This window comes from Mycobacterium sp. (assembly GCF_025965855.1).
Classification (GTDB): Bacteria; Actinomycetota; Actinomycetes; order Mycobacteriales; family Mycobacteriaceae; genus Mycobacterium.
The window spans coordinates 1-17,235 of record NZ_JAOPWB010000351.1; the positions used below are offsets into that span (position 1 = coordinate 1).

Here is a 17,235-nt window from a genome sequence, read left to right on the forward strand (position 1 = left end):
TGATGGGTCTGCACGACCTCGCCGAAGATCCGCGGTTCACAACGATCGAGGCGATGGCCGAGCACAGCGAAACTGCTCAACGAATCGTAGCGGACGTGATCGGCAAATTGACGTTCGCCGAGTGTCAGGCGTTGCTGCGCAAGGGCAGAGGGCAGTGGGCCGCGGTACAGGATGCCTGGGAAATAGCCAATGACGAAGCACTGACCGCCAACGGTCGCATCGCCGAAATCATCGATGCCGAAGGTCATCCGCAGAAGCTGGTAGCCAATCCCGTGAAGTTCGACGATGATCCGGCAAGGCTGGCCCGAGCGCCGCAGTTCGCGGAGCACACCGATGGGGTACTGCGCGAACTAGGAATCGACGACGACCGCCTCATTGAACTCAAGATTGCCGGGGCGATCACTTGATCTCGGCGCTGTGACTGCAGTCCAGACGAATGTATGTGGAAAAACTATCGCCGCTTGGTGGAGACATCAAACTGTATAACGGATAAGATTTCACGGGTGTCACCCCGAAGAACGCCCGCGAGACCCCAGTGCTCACTGTAAGCCAGCAAACTACGCAGCCTGACCAGCGGCCCGCTGCGCTCGCCGAGGAGTTGTACCGAGTCTTATTCGAGGTTTTCTCGGTGCTGGTCCGTCGCGATCCGGGCGGCATCCTCCCGGGCGATCTCACGCTGGCGCAACTGTCGATTCTGATGACACTGCAGGAGCGCGGACCGATGCGGATGACGGCGTTGGCGGCTCATCAACGTGTCCGCACCCCCACAACAACGGTGGCAATCCGTCGACTAGAGAAGCTGGGACTTGTCGACCGGTCACGCGATCCCACAGATCTGCGTGCGGTCGTCGTACGGATCACACCGCACGGCCACGCGATGCGGTGCACTGCGTTGGCGACAAGGCATCTGCAATTTGCGGCAATGCTGACGACGCTCAGCCCCGGGGATCGCGCAAGCCTCAATAACGCGTTATCACCATTGGATCGCCTCGCGAGCCAGGGCAACATCTAGGGAGTTGGCGTACCCATGATCTCAGAAACTCGCCACAGGGGCGTGCGAAACGTCTTGCCCCAGCGACGAATGCGCCGCGCTTTGCGAATTGCGTTGGTGGCGAGGGCCAATCAGCGGAGGCTGTGATAAATGTCCTGGTGCCTATCAAATCAATGTGGGCCCAACAGCACTGTCGGGCGGTATCTTTCAGGGATGCCCCGGAGGTCCCTGACAGCGTTGTGGGCCGGTCTGCTGATGGCATTCATTGCTGTCTACCCCGTGGGCGTCTCACATGCGTCGCCGTCGGACGACGATGGGGCCGGACAGTGCTCCTTCATCCTCACGCCGCCGAAAGTCGCGCAAGTGTCTGGATTGAGCGTCGTGGTGGCCACTTTGCGACCTGGACCGTGCACGATCCATGCCCAGCCAAACTTATCGGTGGTATGTCTGTCGGTAGCCGGCCAGGGTTCGCCGGGAGAATGTGCGTCCCAGAATGGCCAGAACCCGGCGGAGGTGCGCTATCCCTACCAGCCTGGCACGACCTACGTCGTGAAGGCCCAGGGATGCGTTAGCACCTTCCGGCCGCCGTATACGCTTTGCCAGGATTTCGGCCCAACGCAGACCACCCTATGAGGTCAAGGTGGGAAGATATCGCTTGGGCCACAAGGTATTACGTCTAGACAGGGTCGAACGAGGAGATAAGCCAGCGGGCACCGGTCTTGTCCAAAGTCACCCGGACGGTGGACGCGGTTTCGCTGGGCGCGTCGTTCCCAACGGTCACCATCTGGTCGACGAACACCAGGACGACCGCATGCTGTGGAGTCGCCGATACCGAAGCGGCAGCGGGAACAGTCGCGACCGCCGAGATGTGCTGCTTCTTCGCGCCGGGGATCACCACGTCGTGGATCAGCTGGGTGTAGGAATCCTTGAAGGTGCCGGTCAACCGATCGCGGGCGCCCCCCAAATCCTTGTCGACGGTGTCGGGCTGGTAGGACAGTAACGCCGCGGTGGAATCTTTCGCAGCCGCAACGGACTCGATGTCGGCGACTCCGGACCCGCGGACCCATGCGTCTTGCCACTTCAGGTAGCCTGCGCCCGCCGCTATCGCCAACGCCAAGACTGGCAGCGCTCCAAAGGCCAACACGCGCGACCACTTGATTTGGCGCCAACGTGCCGGTGGCTCAACGTTTTCGGCGTCCTCGGGTTCAACGTCGTCGGAAGATGCGCCCTCCGATTCCACAATCTGTTCGGTGTCTCTGCTGTTCTCGGCATCCGCGGTGTCTTCAGGCTCGTCGATCTCGATCGCAAACTGTTCGGTTTTCTCAGCGGAGACCTCGGCCGCGTCCTGGCCGGTCAGGGTTTCGGTTTCAACCCGCACGGGGATGGTTCCTTTTCTGGTTCGTAGGATCGGTGGTCGGCGCTTACCGAGCTGCGGCTTCCTCACTGCACAAACTCGACGTTGGAGACCTTTGCCTCGTCGCCGACTTTTTTCACCGAGATTCGCATTCGCCAATGTCGTGGCTCCTCTTCGGCCGCACCGGCATTCGAGGTTTTGACGGAAACGGCGACCAGCACCTGTGCTTCGTCGCCCGATTGCGACTCGAGGCCCGCCTCAACGACCGTCCCCGCTGACTTGGACTGTGCCTTCTTGACCACGTCAACGAAAGGTTTCGACCGCTTGGAGAAGTCGTCGTAAAAGGTGCCTGTCGCGGAATCCAGAATGCGCTGTATGTCGGTGTCGGCGTGCTGCCAGTCGATCGTGGTCAGATTCAGTGCGCCCTGCCGCCCCACCTGGACCAACAGCGCGCGCTGCGCCTGGACCTGATGTGCCTGATAATTCCGGAATCCCAGCCAGCCGGCCAGGGCGGTCAAGGCGACGACCACGACCACACCCAACACTGTTGCCAGCCGCACCGAAGACATGGGCTTCTTCTCAGTGGCAACGTCTTTGGGTTCGTCGTCCACATCGGCGTCAACTGCGCCGTCGTAATCCTCGGCGTCCTCGGTTTGGACTTCCGCCGCCTCGGAGCTCGTCTCCTCGGAAGTGACCTCATTGGTCGATTCAGATGCACCCTCGTGGTTGTTCACTTCTTCGTGGGGGGCATCAGCATGCTCTGCCATGATTGCTCCTTTACGGCACTTGGGGTCAGCTCGGCGTGTGTGTAGATATGGCCGTCTGGTCCCACGTACATGCCTGTGGCTGGATCGTATTGGAAGGCCGCTATGGGCGGTGGTGGCGGACCGGTCGGCAGCGGAGGCGGTGCCTGCCCCGGCGGCTCCTCGCCCGGCCTGTACTGCGGGACACCCTGCCCCGTATATGTTGCGTTCGGATCACCCTTCCAGTTCCACCCGTCGTTCAATGGAACGTACTCTTGGTCGCTTTCGCACATCTTCACCGTCGGGGCGCGCTTGCCCGGGCGGGTCTCGCACGGATAGTTGTGCGCGCCGCGCACGTTGAGCATCGAGTCTTGCGGCACCCGGCAGTAAAAGTCGCCTTTAGGGGGGTCTGGGTAGTCCTCGTAGCTGGCGGCCCGCTGCTGCTGGGGCGGAAGGAACCCGGTGGTGCATGCCGGCGGCCATCCGAGGTTCAGGTTGAAGCTCAGGTAGGCACCGAGGTAGTCCTGCTTGGTGTTTCGGTTGGCCACGCCGACCGCTTGGATATCGGCCGCGCCCTGTGGCAGCTCCACCAGGAGGCCTTCGAGGTTGTCCCGGTAGGTGACCCCCACCTGGCCAACACTGACCAGGTTGGCCAGCAGGATCGGCAAGGTGGGGTCAAGCCGGTCGACTAGTTGCCGGGCCTGGTCGACCGCTGGGCCGCTCTTCTGCAGGACGCCGGCCACCGCGGAGTCGTTGTTCCGTAGCTGCGACGTGATGGTCGCCAGGTGGGCGGCCCAGGCCTGGACCGAGTCCGATGATGCGGTTTGGCTGTCGAGCACTGGCTTCGACTGGTCGATCAAAGTGGTGAGCGCGTCCAGGTTCTTGTGGGCTTCGATCGCCAGATCGGTCGTTCCCTTCACCAGCCGGGATAGGTCTGGGCCTAGCCCGCCGAAGGCGACATACCCCTCATCGACCACCGTTTTCAGGTTGTCGCGTGGGATCGCGGCCAGGCCGCGGTTGGTCGCCTCCAGCAATGAGTTGATATCCGGTGGGACATACGTGCGGCCCAGGGGGATCACATCGCCGTCTTTCAGCGATGGCCCTTTCGCGGTGCGTGGCAGGAGCTCGACGTATTGCTCGCCAACTGCCGAAACGCTGTGTACTTGGGCGTCGAGGTCGGCGGGAACGTGGATGCCCGAATCCAGCTGGAGCACCGCCTCCGCGCCGGTCTGGGTCAGGCGCACGGTCTGCACCCGGCCAATCTCGACTCCGCGGTAGGTGACGTTTCCGCCCGGGTACAGGCCGCCCGCTTGGGGCAACTGCACCGCGACCGAGTACCGGTCAACTCCGAAGAACACGGTCGGTACCTGCATGTAGGCGAAGAACATAATGGTGCCCGCGATCAAGCTGACCACTGCGAAAACCACCAGTTGGATTCTGGTTCGCTTCGTCAACACGATGTCACGGCCCCTGGTTGATGTGGTAAGGGACGACTAACGGGTTGCCGGGGTTGTACTGGCTGCCGTTCATGCATGGACTGGGCATCTGGCCGATGGTGCGCCCCCACTGCAGCTCTAACTCCGTCAGATTGCACTCAAAGCGGGTGCCGGTGAAAAATCCCGAGTCGATCCGGCTCAGCGTGAGGTCGAGGACCGCGGTCAAGTTCGCGTAGTCGCCGCGGTTCCATTTGCTGAGCGTGTCCTTGGGGAACGGGAAGGTTCCGAAGAACCCCAGCGAGCGAGTTAGCGCCGGCCCCGCGTCGGCCAGCGATTGGAGGACCGGACCGAGGTCCGTCAGCTCCTTGACCAGGTTGGACTTGGTCTTGTTGACCGAGTCAGCGGCAAGCGCGCCGAATTTGCTCAGCTCGCCGAGCGCGTCGGCGAGATTGTTCCGCTCGTCTTTGAGCACGGTCAACGCACCCGGCAGCGTCTTCAGCGCCTTGTCGATTACCGGCTTCTGGTCGGCGAATTGACCGACCAAGTTGTTGAGGCTGTCGGTTGCGGCGATGATGTCGTCTTTTTGGTCGTTGAGGTAGCTGACGAACTTATCGAGTTGTCCGAGAAGGCTTCTCAGGTCCTGCTCGCGACCGGTAAAAGCGGTGCTCAACGCCTTGATGATGTCCTGGATCTGGCCCAGGCCACCGCCGTTCACCAGCAACGACACTGCGGCCAGCGTCCGTTCGGTGGACGGGTAAGCACCGGCGGATGTCAACGGGATCAGTGATCCAGCTTTGAGCTTGCCCTCGGCCGGCACCCCGGCGGGTGGCGCCAGTTCTACGTGCACCGAGCCCAGCAGGCTGGTCTGTCCCAGTGTGGCCGTTGCATTGGCCGGCAGGTCGGCGTCCCCGTCGATCGTCATGGTGACCAGGGCATGCCAGCCCTGAAGTTCGATGTTGGTCACGGTGCCGACAGTGACGTCGTTGACGCGGACGCGGGAATTCTGTTGGAGGTTTTGAACATCGGGCATCTGTGCTTGGACGGTGTATGAGCCCGCGCCGCCGCCCTTGGTGCCCGGCAATTTGAATGAGTTCGCGCCGTGGAAACCACACCCGGACAGCACGGAAACGACCAGCACCGCCACCAGCCCCGTGGCAACGCGCAGCCGGTGTGGCAAGGGAATCACTGTCCACCTCCGGGCGGCGTCATCATCCCGCGCAGGCCGGCGGATGGGTCGGTCGACACCGGTTGGGCGCCTGGCGCTTCCGCCGCCAGTGGTGAGCTCCCGGCCGCCGGTGGTGCATTCGCCGGAGGCGCGGGGTTGACCGGGTCGGACGCCGGCGGTGGCGGGGGAACGTAGTCGGGTCGCAGCCAGTCCTCGCTGTAGGTGAGTTCGTTGGGACGGGCTGAGGCTCCGACGAAAAGATTCTCGCCGAGCGGGGGGAAGTTGTACTGGCGGTTTTTGAAGATCGGCGCCAGATACTGCACACAGAGCTTCGCTGACTCCTTGGCGCCCCGACGCGAAGCGGCCTCCACTGCCGAACAGAGAAACTGAATCGGATTGGCGAAATTGTTGAACGCCAGCGCTCCACTCAGCGTGGCTTGCGCGGGCTGGTAGATGTTCAGGAAGTTCTGAAAGGCCGTCGGCGCGACATGCAGGAGTTGTTTGACGTCGTCGAGGCTCTCGTTCACTGCCTGCGTCACCGACGCCAATTTGTCCGAGGTGGTACCCAGCGACTCCTGATTGTCGGCCACAAAGTTTCGGACGTCATCGACCACGTCGTGGAGGTCCCGAACCGCGTTTCCGACCTCGTTCGGGTCGTCGGCCAATAGGTTCGTCACCGCGGCCAGGTTTTGGTTGAGCTGTCGCAGCAGATCGCCGCTGTCGTGCAACGCGGAGACGAGAATCGACAGGTTTTTGAGAGTGCTGAACAGGTCACTGCTGTGATCGCCCAGCGCCGAAATCGCCTGCGACAGCTTGATAATGGTCTCACGGATGTCTGGGCCCTGGCCGCGTAAGTTGTCGGCCGCAGTGTTGATGAACGCCCCCAATGTGCTGGTCCCGCCTGCTGTGGTGGGCTGCAGTACCTGCGTTAGCTTCTCGAGCTGCTGGCGGAAGTCGTCCCATTCCACCGGGACCGCGGTGCGGTCCTGCGGTATCACCGCGTCGGCCCGCATCACCGGGCCACCCGTGTAGGCCGGCGTCAACTGGATGGATCGAGGCGTCACCAATGACGGCGACAGGACCACAGCTTTGGCGTCAGCAGGCACCTTGTACTTGTCGTTGTACCAGAAGGTGATCTTGACGCGGTCGGGCTCCGGCTCGATCTTTTCGACCTTGCCGACGGGCACGCCGAGAATAACGACGTCGTCCCCGTTGTAGATGCCAGTGCTATTTGCGAAGTAGCCGACGAGATTTGTGCGGCCGACACCGCTCGCTATCCCCACCACCGTGACGATGCCCCCGATCAGCACAAGCGCCAGCGTGACGGCTAGGCCGATCTTGGCGTTCCGAGACTTCACCGTCCACCACCTTCGTCCGGCGGGCTGATGGGCCCCGGACCGCTCAGCACGGGCGCTTGGGCCGGAGGCAATTGCCCGGGCGCCGGTTGCTCGATCGGTCCTGACGGCGGAGGCAGGGATTGTCCTTGGCCGGGACCTGCCGGCGCGGGCGGCCCCGGCGGCGGTCCCCCGGGTGGTGGCGCAGGCGCCGGCTGGCGATACGGGTAGCAGCCAGGACCAGGCAGCGCAACACCGGGCACACCGCACTGATGGTCGTTCGGGTTACCGGTGATGGCATCAGGGATGGTCATCCGCGGTGGTCCGTCCTGGCCGGTACGCGGGTACGGCAGGGGTAGCGGCGGCGTCCCCGGCTGGCCGATTTGCGGGTCACTGCGCTGCGAGGGCAACAGCACATTCGGATCCAGGCCAAGGTCGGAGAAGGCCGAATCGATGAACGGCTGTATCCACTGCCCGGGTAGCAGGTTGACGACATAGGCTTTGAAGAACGGCCCCGATCCCACCGATTCACCCAGCCCCAATGCGTATCTGTTAAGCCCGACGAGCGCCTTCTGCACGCGGTCTTTGCGGTTGTCGACAATCGTCAACACGCCGTTGAGCTTGTCCAGCGCTGGCTTCAACGTGTCGCGGTTCTCGGCGATGAAGCCTTTCAGCTGCTGGGCCAGCGCGGAGAGGTTGTGGGCGATCTCGTCCAGCGCGGAGCTTTGGCTCTTGAGTTGAACCAGGAGCGAGTTGGTGTTGGCGACGAGGTTGACGATTTCGTCGCTGCGTTGAGCCAGCACCTTGGTTGCTTTGTTGGCGTTACTCAACAGGTTTCGCAGCTGCGCGTCCCGCTCATCGAGGGTCTGCGAAAATCGCGCCACCCCCTGTACTGCGGCCTTCAGGTCGGGCGGGGTATTGGAGAAGGTGTCGGCGAGCACGGCGAGCGAGTTGGACAGTCGTTTGGTGTCCAGCCCGCTGATGGTAGTCGTGAGATCACCCAGCGCGTCGGGTAGTTGATAGGCCGGTGTAGTCCGGTCGAGGGGTATAGGACCGCCCAGCGTCCCCTCCCCGCGCGGGGTGACCTCGAGGATCTTGGTCCCGAGCAGAGTCTTCAACTTGATTGCCGCCTCGGTGCGGTCTCCGAGGCGGATGTTGTTGGCGACGTCGAATTTCACCAGCACCCGGGGTCCGTCCAATTCGACGCTGGAGACCTGCCCGACCCGGAAACCCGACACTTGTACGACGTTGCCGGACATCAGCCCGCCCGCTTCGGCGAAGTATGCAGAGTAGGTAGCGCCTTTGCTGAAAAACGGCAACTTGTCGTAGTTCACCGACAACAAGATCAGAGCAAGGATGAGGCCCGCGCCGATGGCGCCGATGCGAAGCGGGTTGCGTTCGGAGAAGGGTTTCATCGCGGCGTGCACCTCCCCGTAGGCTGGCCGGCCAGCTTGACATACACCGGTTGGCCGCCCTTGCCGTTGACCTTCAACACGATTTCGCAGAAGTAGAAGCTGAAGAAGTCGCCGTACATGCCCTGCCTGTTGAGTATCTGAGTCGCGTCGGGCCAGGTGTTGAGAAAGTTGTCGAAGTAATCGTGATCGGCCAATATGGTGCCGGCCGTTCGATCCGCCTCGTGCACCACCTTTTTCAGTGGCGGGCGAGCCTGCGCCAGCAGGCCGGCGATTGACCCGGCAGCTGCGTTGGCGTACGCCACGCCGTTGCTGATGTCTTGCTTGCGGGCGTTCAGGCCGTCCACGAGTTCAGACAGCGAGTCGACCGCCTTGGCGAACTGGCTGCTCTGGCCACTGAGCGAACCGAGCACGGAATTCAGGTTGATGACGACTTGACCGATCAGTTGGTCCCGGTCGGCCAGGGTGTTGGTCAGGGCCGCGGCCTGGCTTAGAAATGAGCCGATCGTGGCGCCCTGACCCTGGAAGGCCGCGATCAGTTGACCGGTCAGCTTGTTCACCTGGTCGGGATCCAGTGCGCGAAACAGGGGCCGAAAACCACCGATCAATGCGTCCAAGTCCAGCGCAGGCTCGGTCCGGCTCAGCGGGATTGTCCCGCCCGGATGAAGCCTCTTGACTCCCCCGGCCCCCTCCTCGAGGGCCACATACCGGCCGCCCACGAGGTCGGCGAAACGGATGGCGGCCCTGGTGCCCTCGGTGAGCACCACCGAGTCGGCCGCGGTGAACTCGACGAGCACCGTCGAGTCGGGCTGGATACTGATGTTCTTGACCTTGCCGACCTCGACACCGGCAATGCGGACGAAGTTGCCGCCCTCCAGCCCCGACACGTTCGCGAACTGAGCCGTGTAAGTCTTCTCCGACTGGAAACGCAACTGGGCGAAGACGGCGATCAGCGCAAACGCGCCGATCACGCAGACGATCGCGTAGATGGCAAGACGCCACAACGCGCCTACCAAATTCTCTCGCATCTCTGCCTTCCTCTAGAGCTTCCGGCCGTCAGGGTGCTGGGGCATACGGCAGCGGTGGCGGCGGCACGCATTGCTGGGTGACCACTCCGCAGGTTGGTTGCGGCCCGCCGCCCAGCACTGGCGGGACGAACGGTTCGGATCCGGTCGGCGGCGGCCCGGGTTCGCGTGGCCTGCCCGGCGGAGGCGCCGGCGGCAGGCCGGGGTAGAGAGGCGTTCCGTCCGGGGCGTACATCTGCGCCCCGTAGGGTGGCGCACCCGGATACGGGATCGGACCGGGCGCCGGACCCCCGGGGTGGCGGAGACTGGGCGGTTCCGGTGTTCCGCGGGTAACGGGGAAGTAGTCGACGTAGCCCGGAAAGCCGATACCGGGGTTGGGCCGCACGTCCATCCCGGTGCCCCACCCGGAGTTGGTGACCAGGTAGCGCTGCGGGAAGTTCTTCGACACGTCTGGCAACGATCCACACCCGGGCTGACCACCGGGACCGCCCTTGATGCCGTTGATCGGCAGATTGTCGGGGAATTTGTACGTGTCGTCGCCCAGGAGCAATCCGGCGTCCAGGATCACTGAAAACCCGTTGCGGCCACCGGCAACATCCAGGAAGCCAAAATCGGCGACGTTCTTCCCGCCGACGAGCAAGCAGGTGAGTTCCGGGTTGTATTTCATGAGCAGGCTAGTGGTGGACTCGAGCAAGTTGATGCCATGCACCAGGTTGTCTCTATTCGGGCCGAGTAGATTGACCCCGCTGCGGGAAAGTCCGGTCAGGTCGAGCAGCAGCGAGTCAAGCTGTTTGGCGTTGGTGGTGATCGTGGAGCTGGTCGTGCTGACTGCGTCGAGTACCGTCACGATGTCCCGTGCGGCGGCGCCGTAGGTATCGCTGAACCCCTTCAGCGCACGGAAATCGGCCCGGATGGTCTCGCTGCGCGGATTAATCGCCATCAGGACCTGGTTGAGGTCGGTGGTCGCCTCGCCAATGGCTTCCCCTTTGCCGCGAAACCCTTCGGCCAGAGCGGTGAGGACGGCATTCAGTTTGGTGACGTCGATCTTGTTAAGTACGCCAACCAAGTTCTGGAACACCGTGTTTACCTCGGTGGTCACGTTGCGAGATTCCACCACCGCCCCCGCCCTCAGCCGCTTCGGGCTCGGGTCGGCGGGGGTGAGCAGGTCGACGTATTTGGCGCCGAATGCCGTGGTGGCGGTGATTTCGGCTCCGACGTTGGCGGGGATGTTTGTGAGCTGCTCTGGGTACAGTTCCAGCTGAAGTCTCACCGGCTCGCCGGGCTGGATCGAAGCAACCCGGCCGACCTGCACGCCACGCAACTTCACCTTCGCGCCGGGTTCCATGACCAGGCCCGACCGGTCCGAGGTGAGGGTCACCGTCGCATACGGCCTGAAGTCTCTGTTGAACGCCCCGATCGTCAGCACAAACGAACCGATGATGACGGCGAAAAGAATCACCGTCCACAAGGCCGGGTGCAGGCCTGCCTCGCGCCGCTTCCTTCTCATCGCCGCTATCCCGACAGGTTGAAGTCGCCGGACACACCGTAGGCGGCCATCGCCACCGCCAACGTCACCGCTACCGCCACGACCAGTGAGGCGCGTACCGCGCGACCGACCGCCTCACCGACGCCGGCCGGCCCGCCGGTGGCGTTGAAACCGTAATAGGTGTGCACCAGCATGATCGATATTGCGGTGCCGATGACTTGCAGCATCGACCAGATCAGGTCGGTGGGCTGCAGGTAAGTGTGGAAATAGTGGTCGTAGACCCCGGGAGCCTGCCCGTAGGCGAAGATGACCAGGGTCCGGGTGGCCATATAGCCGGCCAGCGAGGCCATGCACCACAACGGAATCACCACCACCACACCGGCCACCACTCGGGTGGAGACCAGGTAGGTGATCGTGCGGATGCCCATCACCTCGAGCGCGTCAATCTCCTCGTTGATCCGCATGGCGCCGAGCTGCGCAGTGGCACCGGCGCCGATCGTGGCCGCCAGACCGATGCAGGCGATCAGTGGGGAGGCGAGACGCGTGTTGATGTAGGCGGAGGCAAAACCGCTCAACGCCTGCACGCCGACGTCGGACAACGATCGGAATAGCTGGATGGCGACAAGTCCACCGACGGACATCGTCAAGGTGGTGACGATCACCACGGTGCCGCCGATGACGGCCAGCGCACCAACGCCCAGACTCATATTCGCGATCAGGCGCAGCGTCTCCGTTCTGTACCGGGCGACGGCTTCCCAGATAGAGCCCAGGGCCCTGACATAAAACGCGGTCTGGCTTCCCAGCCGATTCCACCCGTTGGCAAAGCCACTGACGGTATTCGCCAGCCGTGGGAGCCGCAGTCCGGCGGGCGCGGCGCTCACATCGTCGCCTTCGTCGTGACGGCGGTCAGGATCACGTTGATGATGAATAAAGCCATAAACGTGTACACCACGGTTTCGTTGACCGCGTTGCCTACACCTTGTGGACCCCCGCCCACGGTGAGGCCCTTGTAGCACGCGATGAGGCCGGCGATCAGGCCGAACACCGCCGCCTTGGCGAAGGCTATGACGACTTCGGTGACCCCGACGAGCAGCGTCAGGCTCGCCGCATAGGAACCAGGATTGACGTGTTGGAAGCCGACCGAGAAGGCATAGGCGGTGACCAAACCGACGATGGTGTTGATGGCGTTGAGCAGAAACCCGTTGACCGTGAGCGCCAGCACCCTGGGCACCAGCAGGCGTTGGACCGGGCTGATTCCCATCACTCGCATGGCGTCGATTTCTTCGCGGATGGTGCGAGCGCCCAGTTCGGCGCACATCGCGGTGGCGCCGCAACCGGCGACGACCAGCACCGTCGAGATCGGGCCGATGTACACGACACACGCCAGTGCGGCGCCGGTGCCGGATAGGTCGGCTGCACCGATCTCGACCAGCAGGATGTTGATGATGAATGTGGCGAACGCGTTGAACGGGATCGACACGGCAACGGTCGGGAACATTGTCACCCGCGCCACAAACCAACTCTGGTGGATGAACTCACGCCAGGCGAAGGGCGGGCGCACCATCTGCACCACGATGTCCAGCGACAACGCGAAGAAGCTGCCAACCTCGCGGAGCGGCTTGGTGTAGACCTCCGGCTTGAGCTTGGTGCCTCCGATCGGCAAACTGGCGGCCGGCGGAGCAGGTTGTGCTTCCGTCGCAACCACTAGCGCACCCGTTGGTATCTAGCCTCGGCCGACATTAGAGCGATGAACCCTCCCCGTAGCGGTTAATGACAAGCGCCGACATCCAACAGTGTGGCCTAAGGCACAGCGGGACGCTACCACGACTTTCATGAAGAGCAACATATACCTCTTTCAATCTCGACAATCCAGGTTCGGCAGAGATCTGTTGAACTAGGTCTGATTTGCTGTGCGGTTCCGACAAATTTAATCCGAATGTCGCATTCAGTGATGAACTGGCCGAGCCCACGGGTCCACGCGGCCCTGGCAGCTTTGCCCTCGCGCACGTGACTACCTAGGAAGAGCTGCCTCGCACAGTTGGCCATCGGGAGCCCAAACTGCTCCGATCACAGTCGGACCGGAGCAGCTCATGAAGCCAGACGCATACGATTTGATCATTTGCTGAGCTTGAGCTATTTGAGCCCTTTGATTTCTCTAGAATCGCAATAAATCAGGCTGTTTCACTTTGCACCGCGATTTCCTGGTAGTCGCACAAATGAAGAGTTATCAGAATTATTCAAAGAGCACATTCGCGCACAATCCTGGAAGCATTTATGGCCTACTTCGTTACGCATCGCGAAGACATCGAGCAATAGCGAGTTGAAAAGTAAGGAGGTGGTGACACGCGCCCTGCGTCGCAAACTCCAGGACCGCGGTTTCCGGAGCGACGCTGCGTACCACAAGACAAACACCACGTCCTCCATGGGGCGCCGACCTAGAAGCCGCCGAATCATGGCAGCCTTGCCACGGGGCATGACCAGCGCTTTTGGGGGCTGCAGATTGTTTGCAATTGGCGGCGCTGGGTGCGGTCCGACTTCATGTTGCCCTAGATCTCGCCGTGTGCACCGCCCCCAACATCATCAGCAACTCCCTCGAACCGACCGCGAAATTATTCCCTGCCGACCGTTAGCCAGTCGACCAGTCTCGGCTTAGGGTGACGACGGCCGGAGAGGAATGTGGGAATGACACGCATCGGCCAATCAGCCCGCAACAGCAAAACATATATCTATATATCGAATTAAACCATTAGCGTATTTAAGCAAGTTGCTGATGAGTTCGACGGTACCTGTCAGGTGCTCAACGGCCGCGGACCACACCCACTGCCTGTCGGTTGCCGACTCGTTGGTTACGACGCCGGTGGTGTGCCTGCGCGTGTCCTCTTCATCTCCTGCCGGCGGGCGATGCTTCGGCCCAAGTGGCCGACCATGACTTGTGACGAAGTGCATCACCGCTACACCAGGGAAGCCATAGTGTGCTCTTGTGACCGCTCGGCCCGAGGAACACCGTGCGCGTTCGTGGGGCGGTGGCTGGCGCGCTGATCCCGCTGATGAGGACGAGGCGCGCGAAAGGTTGCTGGTCGCAGCCGATGCCTGCTACGCGGAGAAGGGACCGGTGCGCACCCGGATGAGCGCCATCACCCGGCGCGCAGGCGTGCACCGGTCGACGGTGTACTACTACTTCTCGAAGAAGGACACACTGCTGGCCGCCTCCTTTGTGCGAGTCCTCGCCGCCACCGCGCAAGCCGTTGAACAATGCTGGCAGACTGACGAACCATTTCTGACTCAGCTCGTCGAGGCATGCCTGCGGGGCACCGACATCGCCCGCAGCTCACCGATAATGCGATCACTGATCGAAGAACATCAAGCCCTCGGTGTCGCCTATCACGCCGCCGAAGGCTCCGAGTTGTGGCGAACCAAACTCGCTGACACGCTTGTGCGGCGCCTCGAGGCTGCTGCGGCCGCCGGCGAGATTCGCCGCGACCTTCCGGCCGACACCCTCGCCCGCTGGATTGTCCGGATCAACTTCAGTCTCATTGCTGAACCAGCGAGGCCCGAAGACGGCGGTGACGAGGGCTTGCTGCGGAACCTGCTCACCGCCTCGCTGAATCCTCGGGCGTAGCCCGATCAGCGGACACGCGGCTACATTTCTCTATCGGAAGGTATGGCAGGTATGGCAAGAAACCGGGGTGGGCTCGTGCAGAAACGGTTCTTCAACGCGACGGCGGCCGCTCTGGTCGCGGCGGGTATTGGGGCGTGCTCATCGTCGCCACCCGCCGCAGCTCCGCCGGGCGCACTGCCCGCAGGAACCGCGAGGGTGACGATCAACAATAGGGCTCTCCCCGCGACGACCGCGGTGAAGTGTGCGCCGATAGGATCGCTGACGACGATCACTACTGGGGACCCGGCTGCAGGCGTTACGGCACTGGTATCCAACGAAACTGGGCTTACCGCCAAATCCGTCAGCATCAACGATTTGGGCGGCTTCACCGGGAGCTACATGGATGGGCTCGACGGCAAAACCGACGTGCGTATGACGGGTGAGACGTACATAATCCGCGGTACTGCCGACGGGTTCGACACCGACAACCCCAGCATGAGGGCAACTGGCACATTCGCGATCCAGGTCGCGTGTTAGCGCTCGCCGCGGATCACAAGTCAACCCGGGTTGGCGCTTAGCCTGGCTGGCGGTGGGCTCTCCTTGCTTCGTGGCGGCTAAAGCGTAATATATCTGTCTAATTCCTGTCGCCCGAATGCAAGGCCGAACCGTGATGCAATCGCCATGGCCAAGGCAGTAATTGGTCGCAGGAGCTTCCGCAGCCCACCACTGGCCACCGCCTACTGGCGGCGGACAAGGAGGAAAATGAGGCAGTATCGGCCGCTGACTCGGGCCGCCTTGGTGGTCGCCGTCAGCACCCTGCTGTATGCCCCTGCCGCGCATGCGGATGGTGACAACAACACGCTCATACCGAACAACAAACGGCTCAACGACGGTGTCGTTGCCAACGTCTACACCATGCAGCATCAGGCAGGCTGCACCAACGACGTCCGAATTAATCCACAGCTGCAACTCGCGGCGCAGCGGCACACCAGGGATATCTTGAACAACCGCAACCTCGACGGCGACATCGGCTCAGACGGGTCCACCCCCCAGGACCGCACGAACGCAGCTGGCTTCCACGGTCAGGCCGCGGAAACGGTAGCGATCAACCAATCCATCGCAATCAGCGGCAACGATTTGCTCAACCGGTGGTACTACAACCCCGCCTATAAGACCATCATGTCCGACTGCGCCAATTCCCAAATGGGAGTCTGGTCGGAAAACAGCCCGGATCGCACCGTCGTCGTGGCTGTTTATGGACAGCCCCCACAGCCGACCGGCACCGGGACAAACGAAGTGTCGCCCATGGGCGCCGCGCAAAGCGAGGCCAACATTCCGATCGATCCCAGCCCCGACTATGACGCCAGCGACGAGCTCGAGTTCGGCATCAATTGGTTCCCCTGGATCCTGCGGGGTGTCTACCCGCCGCCTGGCAATCCGCCGGAATAGGCAAGGGCCAGACCGTCCGTAAACCCTCGTTGGGAAAACGGGTCGTCACCTTGATCGACGACGAGGGAAAGTCGGCCCGACTCGGCCACCGGGTGCCTGCGCCACTTCTGTTGACCCAGCCCAGATCCCCGACCACCACCACGGGCAAGACACGCCGCTCGTCTACAACGTCTTCAAGCGACATCACGGTGTACAAGCACCACCCGTCGCACCAGCCACATGAGTACCGCCCCAGCCCTTGCCGAGGGTAAATCGCCCATACGCCGGTACATGCAGCCTACCGGCGCGGCGACTATCGGCAAATAACGCCTCTACCAGCACTTTTGCGGTGGGGCGGGCGGGGCTCGAACCCGCGACCAGGATTTCCGATCTGCGGTTCTTGAATAGTCCGGCAAACCCGCGTTAAACCCTGCCGTACAACCTTTTTGGACGTAACACCGGCACCAGCTATTCCGGATAGTTCCTGCCGTTTCTTGGACATATCCGCCGAATTATCGTTGTACCGTGCTCTGCGCGCATCGGCGGGGCCGAGCCGATAACGATTCCCACCTGGTATCTGTTCGGCGATGACCGAATTATCCGAGGCGTGCGTCCCCGCGTTATTCTTTGCCGATGATTGCGGGTGACAAGGCACCTGACTTCACCCTGTATGACCATACCGGTTGGCCTCGGACACTGTCCGCGCTCCTTTCCGAAGGGCCGGTTGTGCTGTTCTTCTTTCCAATAGCGTCCTCACCGATCTGTACAGCCCAGGCTTGTCACTTTCGGGACCTGGGCAGCGAATTCGCCAAGGTGGGCACCCAACGCGTGGGCATCAGCACCGACACCGTCGACAAGCAGGCCCACTTCGCCCTACAGCGCTCGTTCGACTATCCGCTGCTCTCCGACTCGGACGGCGTGGTGTCCGCCATGTTCGGGGTGCGCCGAGGCAAGCTCGCCAAGCTGCGTAGATCCGTCGTGGCGCGCAAGGCGGCCCGGCGTAGCCGGCACGCTCGGCGCCGTGGCCTGCTGGCCTGGCTGCTGCCGGTCAGACGGACCACATTCGTCATCGACACCGACCGCACCGTACTCAAGGTCGTCTCCAGCGAGTTGCGCGCATCGGTGCACGCCGACCAGACCTTGGCGTTCTTGCAGAACGTTCGGGAGAAGCACACCGACGCGCATCAGCAGTCGGAGGGCAAGCGCGAACCGATCGGCGACTGGTTCTCAGAACCGGAAAACGCGTACGTGCCGTGGCTGGTC

The 17,235-nt window shown here is 62.5% G+C and carries 15 protein-coding genes and 1 pseudogene; 6 read left to right on the forward strand and 10 right to left on the reverse strand.

Going from position 1 to position 17,235, the window contains the following annotated elements; genetic code table 11:
• Positions 1 to 407: CoA transferase (locus JWP83_RS30190; RefSeq protein ID WP_297738967.1), on the forward strand; the 407-nt coding region annotated here is incomplete at its 5' end.
• Positions 408 to 535: 128 nt separating this feature from the next.
• A complete protein-coding gene (locus JWP83_RS30195) occupies positions 536 to 1,012 on the forward strand; it encodes a MarR family transcriptional regulator (RefSeq protein WP_297738970.1) in 477 nt (158 codons plus the stop codon).
• 655 nt (positions 1,013 to 1,667) lie between these two features.
• Here JWP83_RS30195 and JWP83_RS30200 read toward each other — a convergent pair.
• The 10 genes from JWP83_RS30200 to JWP83_RS30245 form a co-directional block, all read right to left on the reverse strand.
• Positions 1,668 to 2,369: a hypothetical protein gene (locus JWP83_RS30200; protein WP_297738975.1), complete on the reverse strand. Its 702-nt coding sequence runs from the start codon at positions 2,367 to 2,369 to the stop codon at positions 1,668 to 1,670.
• 62 nt (positions 2,370 to 2,431) lie between these two features.
• Positions 2,432 to 3,112 (reverse strand): Mce protein, encoded by a 681-nt coding sequence (locus JWP83_RS30205; RefSeq protein ID WP_297738978.1) that lies wholly within the window; start codon positions 3,110 to 3,112, stop codon positions 2,432 to 2,434.
• Positions 3,076 to 4,548 carry an MlaD family protein gene (locus JWP83_RS30210; RefSeq protein WP_297739002.1) on the reverse strand — a complete coding sequence of 491 codons (1,473 nt, stop codon included), beginning with the start codon at positions 4,546 to 4,548 and terminating at the stop codon, positions 3,076 to 3,078. The genes JWP83_RS30205 and JWP83_RS30210 overlap by 37 nt, the downstream gene beginning before the upstream one ends.
• 1 nt (position 4,549) lies before the next feature.
• Positions 4,550 to 5,710: a virulence factor Mce family protein gene (locus JWP83_RS30215; RefSeq protein ID WP_297738981.1), complete on the reverse strand. Its 1,161-nt coding sequence runs from the start codon at positions 5,708 to 5,710 to the stop codon at positions 4,550 to 4,552.
• Positions 5,707 to 7,047, reverse strand: a complete 1,341-nt coding sequence (locus tag JWP83_RS30220) for a virulence factor Mce family protein (protein WP_297738983.1) — start codon at positions 7,045 to 7,047, stop codon at positions 5,707 to 5,709. Before JWP83_RS30220 ends, JWP83_RS30215 begins: the two co-directional genes overlap by 4 nt.
• Positions 7,044 to 8,438 carry an MCE family protein gene (locus JWP83_RS30225; RefSeq protein WP_297738986.1) on the reverse strand — a complete coding sequence of 465 codons (1,395 nt, stop codon included), beginning with the start codon at positions 8,436 to 8,438 and terminating at the stop codon, positions 7,044 to 7,046. The genes JWP83_RS30220 and JWP83_RS30225 overlap by 4 nt, the downstream gene beginning before the upstream one ends.
• Positions 8,435 to 9,463 carry an MCE family protein gene (locus JWP83_RS30230; RefSeq protein ID WP_297738989.1) on the reverse strand — a complete coding sequence of 343 codons (1,029 nt, stop codon included), beginning with the start codon at positions 9,461 to 9,463 and terminating at the stop codon, positions 8,435 to 8,437. Before JWP83_RS30230 ends, JWP83_RS30225 begins: the two co-directional genes overlap by 4 nt.
• Positions 9,464 to 9,491: 28 nt before the next feature.
• Entirely contained in the window at positions 9,492 to 10,967 is a 1,476-nt protein-coding gene (locus tag JWP83_RS30235) for an MCE family protein (protein WP_297738992.1), read from the reverse strand.
• 5 nt (positions 10,968 to 10,972) lie between these two features.
• On the reverse strand, positions 10,973 to 11,827 hold the full coding sequence (locus JWP83_RS30240) for an ABC transporter permease (RefSeq protein ID WP_297738995.1): 855 nt from the start codon (positions 11,825 to 11,827) through the stop codon (positions 10,973 to 10,975).
• Entirely contained in the window at positions 11,824 to 12,609 is a 786-nt protein-coding gene (locus JWP83_RS30245; RefSeq protein WP_297739004.1) for an ABC transporter permease, read from the reverse strand. Before JWP83_RS30245 ends, JWP83_RS30240 begins: the two co-directional genes overlap by 4 nt.
• Before the next feature lie 1,317 nt (positions 12,610 to 13,926).
• On the opposite strand from JWP83_RS30245, the gene JWP83_RS30250 reads away from it, so the two are divergent.
• The 4 genes and pseudogenes from JWP83_RS30250 to JWP83_RS30265 all read left to right on the forward strand — a co-directional run.
• Positions 13,927 to 14,565: a TetR/AcrR family transcriptional regulator gene (locus tag JWP83_RS30250; RefSeq protein WP_297738998.1), complete on the forward strand. Its 639-nt coding sequence runs from the start codon at positions 13,927 to 13,929 to the stop codon at positions 14,563 to 14,565.
• Between the two features lie 75 nt (positions 14,566 to 14,640).
• Positions 14,641 to 15,081 (forward strand): lipoprotein LpqH, encoded by a 441-nt coding sequence (locus JWP83_RS30255; RefSeq protein ID WP_297739007.1) that lies wholly within the window; start codon positions 14,641 to 14,643, stop codon positions 15,079 to 15,081.
• A 282-nt stretch (positions 15,082 to 15,363) separates the two neighbouring features.
• Positions 15,364 to 15,993, forward strand: coding sequence for a CAP domain-containing protein (locus JWP83_RS30260; protein WP_297739010.1), 630 nt, complete (start codon positions 15,364 to 15,366; stop codon positions 15,991 to 15,993).
• 612 nt (positions 15,994 to 16,605) lie between these two features.
• Positions 16,606 to 17,127, forward strand: a pseudogene (locus tag JWP83_RS30265) (peroxiredoxin); the annotation flags it as partial.
• Between the last annotated feature and the right edge of the window lie 108 nt (positions 17,128 to 17,235).